General features: G+C 71.7%; 7 protein-coding genes. All 7 read right to left on the bottom strand.

All coding sequences use genetic code 11. The features are described 5' to 3' along the window. Nucleotides 1–303: 303 nt before the first annotated feature. A complete protein-coding gene (locus ACYVIH_RS19735) occupies nucleotides 304–1344 on the bottom strand; it encodes an alpha-hydroxy acid oxidase (protein ID WP_460871248.1) in 1041 nt (346 codons plus the stop codon). A 10-nt stretch (nucleotides 1345–1354) separates the two neighbouring features. After that, entirely contained in the window at nucleotides 1355–2632 is a 1278-nt protein-coding gene (gene tyrS, locus ACYVIH_RS19730; RefSeq protein ID WP_460871247.1) for a tyrosine--tRNA ligase, read from the bottom strand. A gap of 144 nt (nucleotides 2633–2776) precedes the next feature. Next, entirely contained in the window at nucleotides 2777–3565 is a 789-nt protein-coding gene (locus ACYVIH_RS19725; RefSeq protein WP_460871246.1) for a ribosome hibernation promotion factor, read from the bottom strand. Continuing rightward, entirely contained in the window at nucleotides 3552–4013 is a 462-nt protein-coding gene (locus ACYVIH_RS19720; protein ID WP_460871245.1) for a DUF2267 domain-containing protein, read from the bottom strand. The genes ACYVIH_RS19725 and ACYVIH_RS19720 overlap by 14 nt, the downstream gene beginning before the upstream one ends. A 102-nt stretch (nucleotides 4014–4115) precedes the next feature. After that, nucleotides 4116–5213, bottom strand: coding sequence for a CapA family protein (locus ACYVIH_RS19715; protein ID WP_460871244.1), 1098 nt, complete (start codon nucleotides 5211–5213; stop codon nucleotides 4116–4118). A 9-nt stretch (nucleotides 5214–5222) separates the two neighbouring features. Further along, entirely contained in the window at nucleotides 5223–5831 is a 609-nt protein-coding gene (locus ACYVIH_RS19710) for a DNA-3-methyladenine glycosylase (RefSeq protein WP_460871243.1), read from the bottom strand. Then, a complete protein-coding gene (gene argH / locus ACYVIH_RS19705; protein ID WP_460871242.1) occupies nucleotides 5815–7239 on the bottom strand; it encodes an argininosuccinate lyase in 1425 nt (474 codons plus the stop codon). The genes ACYVIH_RS19710 and argH overlap by 17 nt, the downstream gene beginning before the upstream one ends. Nucleotides 7240–7251 lie beyond the last annotated feature (12 nt).

Genomic DNA, 7251 nt, shown 5'->3' with positions numbered 1-7251 from the left:
CGCACCACCCTCAACCCCGCATCACACGGAGCCTCGGCCTGGGGCAACCTGACCAAACTTACCGGATCCGATCCGGCCGATCAACTCGGCCTGACCCGCTCCGATCTCCCGTCCACAGCTTCCCGGCCGGCTTCGTCGCGCTCGAGGCGCGCTCGTGAACCACCCGAGAAGGTGTGTGTCAGAGGGAGTGGTCTCCGGAGCCGGGCGCCCGACCTTCTGGCCTTGCGTCCCGCCGCTCTCGGCGACAGGAAGAACATTACGTATCCCTTGGCAGCAACGCAAATCCTGGTCTGGTGGGCCCGATCACGCTCGCCGGACGAGGTCTTCGGTGACCGCCCCGACGTGGTTGCAGCCGGCCAGGCGCATGGCTTCGACGAGCTCCTCGGCGAGCTCGTCCAGGAGCCGGCTGACGCCGTGAGCGCCGTCCACGGCGAGCGCCCAGAGCGGCGGCCTGCCGAGGAAGACACCCCGTGCGCCCAGCGCCATCGCCGTGAGGGCGTGCCGCCCGTTGCGGACTCCCCCGTCGACGTACACCTCCGCGTCGTCTCCGACCGCCGCGACCACGTCGGCGAGGCAGTCGGCCGGAGCCGCCGCGCGGTCGAGCTGCCGACCTCCGTGGTTGGACACCCACACCGCCGCAGCGCCGGCGTCGACACACCGCCGGGCGTCGTTGGGCCGGAGGACCCCCTTGACCACCACGGGGAGCCCGGTGGTCTTGCGCAACCAGTCGATGTCCTGGGGTCCGAGGTCCATCGCCTTCTCGTGCCCCGGGAGCTCGCCGTACCCCTCGGCGAAGTTCGCGCGCAGCCAGCCGGAGCGGGCGATGTCCCAGACGGTCTCCTGGCCGTCGTCGTACTTGGTGCCCACCACGGGCGTGTCCGCGGTGAGGACGATCGCAGAGGCTCCGGCCTCGACGGCTCGGTCCAGCAAAGGTCGGCACACCAGCCGGTCGGAGGGCACGTACATCTGGACCCACCAGCTCACCCCGGTGGCGGCCACGTCCTCGAACGTGGTGCCGGCGTTGCTCGAGAGCACCAGAAGCGTGTCGGCCGCGGCCGCAGCTCGAGCCATCGCGACCTCGCCGTCACGGTGCGCGGCGCGCTGCATCGTCGTCGGTGCGATGGCCAACGGCGAGCGGACCGGGGTGCCGAGCAGCTCGGTCGAACAGTCGACCTCGGTCACATCGCGCAGCACGGTGGGCAGGAACCGGAACCGCTCCCAGGAGGCCACGGCCTCGGCCGCGCTCACCCCGTCGCGGGCGCCCTGCCGGATGTAGCGGTGTACCGGCTCGGGCAACACACCACGAGCGAGCTCCTCGAGCTGTTCGGCCCACCGCTCCTGCATCGCGTCCTCCTCAGGCCTCGGCGACCTCGACACCCGCCAGGTGCTTCTTGCCCCGCCTCAGCACCAGCCAGGTGCCGCCGATCAGGTCGTCGTCGCCCGGCACGAGCTCGGGGTCCTCGACACGGCGGTTGTTCAGGTAGGCCCCGCCTTCGCCGATGGTGCGCCGGGCTGCCCCCTTGCTCGCCGCCAGCCCCGACTCGACCAGCAGGTCGGTGATCGTCGGGATCCCGTCGACCCGCTTGACCTGGACGACGCCGGCCTCGCGCAGCGCAGCACCGAGGGTCTCCACGCCGAGCTCCCCGAGGTCGCCGCCGCCGAACAGCGCCGCGGACGCGGCCTTGATGCGCTCGGTCTCCTCGACGCCGTGCACCAGGGTCGTCACGTCGTCGGCGAGTGCCCGCTGGGCGGCTCGCAGGAACGGTTTCTCCCGGGTCTGGGCCGCGAGCTCCTCGATCTCCTCGCGACTGCGGAAGGTGTAGTACTTGAGCAGGTCGATGACGTCCCGGTCGTCGCTGTTGAGCCAGAACTGGTAGAAGGCGTACGGCGACGTCATCGACGCGTCGAGCCAAACCGTCCCTGACTCGGTCTTGCCGAACTTCGTGCCGTCGGCCTTGGTGACCAGCGGCGTCGCGAGGGCGTTGACGCGCGCGCCCTCGACCCGCCGGATCAGGTCCACGCCCGCGGTGATGTTGCCCCACTGGTCGCTGCCACCGGTCTGCAGGGAGACCCCGAAGTCGCGGTGCAGGTTCAGGTAGTCCATCGACTGGAGCAGGACGTAGCTGAACTCGGTGTAGCTGATGCCGACCTCGAGCCGGCTCTTGACCACCTCGCGGGCGAGCATCTTGTTCACGGGGAAGTGCTTGCCGATGTCGCGCAGGAACTCGATCGTGGAGAGCCCCCCTGTCCAGTCGTAGTTGTTGACGACCTGGGCGGCGTTGCTCCCCTCGAAGGCCAGGAACCGCTCGAGCTGGGAGCGCACGTTGGCGCTCCACTGCTTGACGGTGTCGAGGCTGTTCATCTGCCTCTCCCCCGTCTCCTTGGGGTCACCGATCATCCCGGTGGCACCGCCGACGAGGCCGTAGGGCTTGTGGCCGGCGTCCTGGAAGCGCCGCAGCGTCAGGATCTGCAGCAGGTTGCCCATGTGCAGGCTGGGTGCGGTGGGGTCGAACCCGCAATAGAGCTTGACCATGCCCTCGTCCAGCTCGGCGCGCAGTGCGTCGAGGTCGGTCGAGTGCGCGATGAGTCCACGCCACTCGAGCTCGTCGAGGATGTGCAGGTCAGAGGACAACTCGGGGCCTTTCGCTTCTCTCCTGGCGTACGGCGACCGCGCGGCCGCCGTACTCGTCGAGAACTAGCCTGCCTCATCGCGGCCGGCGACGGAGCATCCGGCCCCGCCGCGACCACCCCTCGGACCTGTGCCACCGACCGTTGCTCAGGCGGCGGTGATCAGCCCGTAGTGCCCGTCGTAGCGGATGTAGAGCACCCGGCCGCGCCCGGTGTCGGGGTCGACGAAGAACACGAACGGCTCACCGCTGAGGCCGAGCCGGGTGACCGCCTCGTTCTCCGTCAGGGTCGGGCCGGAGCCGGTCATCTCGACCAGGGCGGCGCTCTCGGCGCTGGACACCGCCTCGCCGCGCAGCCCGAACCGCCCGTCGCCGTCGACGTACACGACGGCGTCCCGGCCCGTCTCGCTGTCGGTGAAGAGGTAGAAGTCGTGCCCGAGCAGACCCATCTCGTAGGCCGCCTCGTCCGGGGTCATCGCGGCCAGCGCGAACGTCTTGCGCCGCACGATCTCCCGGTCCTCCGGTCGACGGGGGAAGTGTGCCTCCCGCACCGTGGGCAGGTCGCCGTGGCGCCACTGGTGCTCGGTCGCCTCACCGATCCAGCGGTGCCGGGTGCGCTCGCGGTCCTGGAACTGCACGAGGTTCTTGCGCAGCTTCTCCTCGAGCAGGTCGGTGGCGCCCTTCATGTCCGAGGCGATGGCGTGTGCACGGACCTGGGTGCCGTTGACGTCGAGCGACGCCTCGGCGCGGGCGGGGCGCTCCAGCGCCGGGTCCTGCGCGAGGGTCAGCACCACGCGGGCGGCCAGGACCGGATGGTTCGCGTAGCCCGTGACGTGGTCAACCTTGGCGATCGCGTAGTCGACGTCGTTCTGCGCGACCGGCCCGCGGACCTGCGCCTCGACGTCGGCTGCGGGGACGGTCCCTCTACGCGTGGTCATCGATGCCTCCCTTGGTGGATCCGTTGAGCATGGCTGCGAGGGGGCGCGGCAGCACGGCACTGACGTGCGCCAGCTCGCCGTCGCCGATGTGCCGGCGCAGGACCCGGGCCGCCGCCTCGACCGAGTAGGCCGCCTCGGTCTCACCGGCGAGCCTCGCGTCCGTCGCGACCCGTGCCAGGAAGGTGTCGAGGTCGTGGCACCGCTGCGGCGTCGCGCTCGGCCGCCATCCCTCGTAGAACACCCCGCGCAGGAACTCGGGCAGCTGGGCGCCGAGCGCAGCCGTCTCCGGCACCGGGAGACGGTCCCTCAAGGTGTGGAGGAAGCCGCGGAGCACGCGCAGGGCGTAGCGCTGGTCACCGGGCCGTCCCAGCTCCTCGGCCAGCTCGTCGAGCCACCGGCGGGTCTTCTGCGCGCTCTCCTCGATGATCGAGACATCGGTTGTGGACACGATGGTCACCTCCAAGATGCCCCCGCAGTCCCACGCTAGGAGCCCCCGGCGGCAACGGCATGGGCCGATGGTCCCGCCGCCCGGCACAGGTGGCGGCCGGGGTCAGAGCTCGAGGTGCAGCGTGTCGTCGCGGACCCCCACCGAGGTGCCGAAGCGCTCGCAGGACTCCCCCAGGGTCTGTGCCAGCCAGGCGACGACGCGCGCGCCGGCACGCCACAGCCGCAGCCGGCGTGCCTGGAACGGCACCATCTCCAGGCCGAGCAGGGCACCGGAGTCGTGGTCGATCCGGGCCAGGTGGAGCAGCCGGAGATCGTCGCGGAAGCCCTCGTAGCCGGTGATCCCCTCGTAGTCGTCGACCAGGTCACCACAGCCGTAGAGGATCAGCCGGCCGCGGTAGACCTCGACCGGCCTCGGATGGTGCGAGGAGTGCCCGTGTACGACGTGCACGCCGGCGTCGACCAGCAGGTGCGCGAACCGGCGGTGTGCCTCCGGGACGCGGAACCCCCAGTTGCTCCCCCAGTGCACCGACACGACGCGCAGATCCCCCGCTCCAGCCACCCGGTCGAACGCCTCGGCGACCCGAACCGCGGTGGCCTCGGAGAGGTCAGGCAGGAGGGCCACGCCGGGCTGCGCCCCGCCGGCCGCCCAGTCCTCGGGGACACCGCTCGATGCGTGGCCGACCGACAGCACGAGCACCCGACCGGGACCGTGCTCGACGACCGCCGGGGCCCATGCCTGCGTCACGTCGCGGCCGGCGCCGGCGCTCCGGAGCCCCGCGCCGGCCAGCGTCTCCAAGGTCTCGAGGAGCCCCGCCGTCCCGTGGTCCAGCACGTGGTTGTTGGCCAACGTCCACACGTCGACGCCGGCGACCTGCAGGCACTCGACGTTCGCCGGGTTCATCCGGTAGCGCACCGCCTTGTCGGGGGCGAGGTCGTCGCTGCGGGTCACGCTGGTCTCGAGGTTCATCACCCGGACCGACGAGCCCGCGGCGGCCATCGTCTCGAGGGCGTCGCCCCACGGCCAGGTGGGGTCGGCCTCGCGCGGCACCGGTCCGTTGACCCGCTCCGCCAGCTCGACGTAGGAACGGGCGTCCCGGACGTACTCCTCGTGCAGTCGCGGAGACCCCGGGTTCCGGAGGATCTGGTCGACCCCACGACCGGTCATGACGTCCCCGGCGAGGACGAGCAGCTGGCTGCCCATACCTCCAGGCTAGGTCCGCCGGAGCTTCTTCGCGGGGCGGTAGGCAGACACCGTCTGCTCCCCGGTCAGCCAGAACCTCCAGGGATGGTCCGCGGCGTGGCGCAGACCCACGCGAGGGCCGGTGCTGATGCTGCCGGACGGTGCCGGCTCCGGAGGGAGCCGCAGCCGCAGAGCCGAGTCGGCGAGCAGGTGCGCGCCGTTGTGGCTCAGGTCGATCCCCAGTGCCTGGCACAGCCGGGCCGGCCCCCGGGCCAGGTCCCGGTCCGGTCCGTTGCGGCGGCGGCTCCGTGCCAGCTCGATCCCCTCGACCACCTCACCGGCGCGAAGCAGCACGGCCGAGGCGTGCCCGGCCTCACCGACCACCACGTTGCAGCAGTAGTGCATGCCGTAGGTGAAGTAGACGTAGAGGTGGCCGGGCGGGCCGAACATCACCGCGTTGCGGCGGGTCAGGCCCCGGTAGGCGTGCGAGCCCGGGTCCTGCTCCCCGGCGTACGCCTCGACCTCGGTGAGCCGGACCGCGACGGCACCCTCGTCGGTCTCGTGGCGCAGCACCGCTCCCAGCAGCGACGGGGCGACCTCGAGGACCGGCCCGGCGAGCGCCTCAGCCGAGCCAGGCACGGTGTCCGGCGACTGTCGCCCTCAGCTCGGCGAGCTGCTCGGTGACGCGCTCGGTGGCCGTGCCACCGCGCGACGCGCGCGAGGCGATGGAGCCCTCGACGGTGAGCACCTCGCGCACGCCCGGAGTCAGGTGCGGGGAGATCTCCACGAACTGCGCGTCGGTGAGCTCGTCGAGCTCGCAGCCGAGTTCTTCGCAGCGGCGTACGCACGCACCGGCGACCTCGTGGGCGACCCGGAACGGCACGCCCTCGCGCACCAGCCACTCGGCCACGTCGGTGGCGAGCGAGAAGCCCTGGGGAGCCAGCTCGGCCATCCGGTCGGTCCGGAACCGCAGGGTGGCCACCATCCCGGTGAACGCGGGGAGAAGCACCTCGAGGGTGTCGACGGAGTCGAAGACCGGCTCCTTGTCCTCCTGGAGGTCGCGGTTGTACGCCAGCGGAAGCGCCTTGAGCGTGGCCAGCAGCCCGGACAGGTTGCCGATCAGGCGGCCGGCCTTGCCCCGGGCGAGCTCGGCGATGTCGGGGTTCTTCTTCTGCGGCATGATGCTCGACCCGGTGGAGTACGCGTCGTCGAGCTCGACGAAGCCGAACTCCTTGGTCGCCCAGATGATCACCTCCTCGGCCTGCCGGGAGACGTCGACGCCGATCATGGCGAGCACGAACGCCAGCTCGGCCACGAAGTCACGCGAGGCGGTCCCGTCGATGGAGTTGGCACTGGAGTCGGTGAAGCCCAGCTCACGAGCCACCTGCTGCGGGTCGAGGCCGAGCGAGGAGCCGGCCAGCGCGCCGGAGCCGTACGGCGAGTCCGCGGCCACCCGCCCGTCCCAGTCGCGGATCCGGGACACGTCGCGCAGCAACGGCCAGGCGTGCGCGAGCAGGTGGTGCGAGAGCAGCACCGGCTGGGCGTGCTGGAGGTGCGTGCGCCCGGGCATCGGCGCACCGAGGTGCCGCTCGGCCTGCTCGGCGATCGCCTCGACCAGGTCGAGCACCAGCGTCGTCACGACGCGGGCGTGGTCGCGCAGGAACACCTTGAACAGCGTGGCCACCTGGTCGTTGCGGGACCGGCCGGCGCGGAGCCGTCCACCCAGGCCGGCGCCGACCTCCTCGATCAGCAGCCGCTCGAGGGCGCCGTGCACGTCCTCGTCGGAGGCCGCGGGCGCGACCTCGCCCGACTCGACCTTGGCGGCCAGTGAGTCGAGCCCGGTCAGCAGCCCGTCCAGGTCGGCGTCGGAGAGCAGTCCGGCCCGGTGCAGCACCCGGGCGTGCGCCTTCGACCCGGCGAGGTCGTAGGGCGCCAGGCGCCAGTCGAAGTGCGTCGACTTCGACAGTGCCGCCAGGGCGTCCGACGGGCCGTCGGCGAACCGTCCGCCCCACAGGGCGCCGGTGTTGGTCTTCGGGTTCTCGCTCACGTCTTCCTCGGG

The organism is Nocardioides pakistanensis (genome assembly GCF_054781215.1).
Note: the sequence above shows the minus strand (reverse complement) of the source record. Positions and strands in the feature narration are given on the sequence as shown.

Bases quoted from the DNA above. Each gene is read 5' to 3' on its own strand.
- ACYVIH_RS19735 (WP_460871248.1), bottom strand. From the start codon at position 1,344: ATGCAGGAGCGGTGGGCCGAACAGCTCGAGGAGCTCGCTCGTGGTGTG.
- ACYVIH_RS19725 (WP_460871246.1), bottom strand. From the start codon at position 3,565: ATGACCACGCGTAGAGGGACCGTCCCCGCAGCCGACGTCGAGGCGCAG.
- ACYVIH_RS19715 (WP_460871244.1), bottom strand. From the start codon at position 5,213: ATGGGCAGCCAGCTGCTCGTCCTCGCCGGGGACGTCATGACCGGTCGT.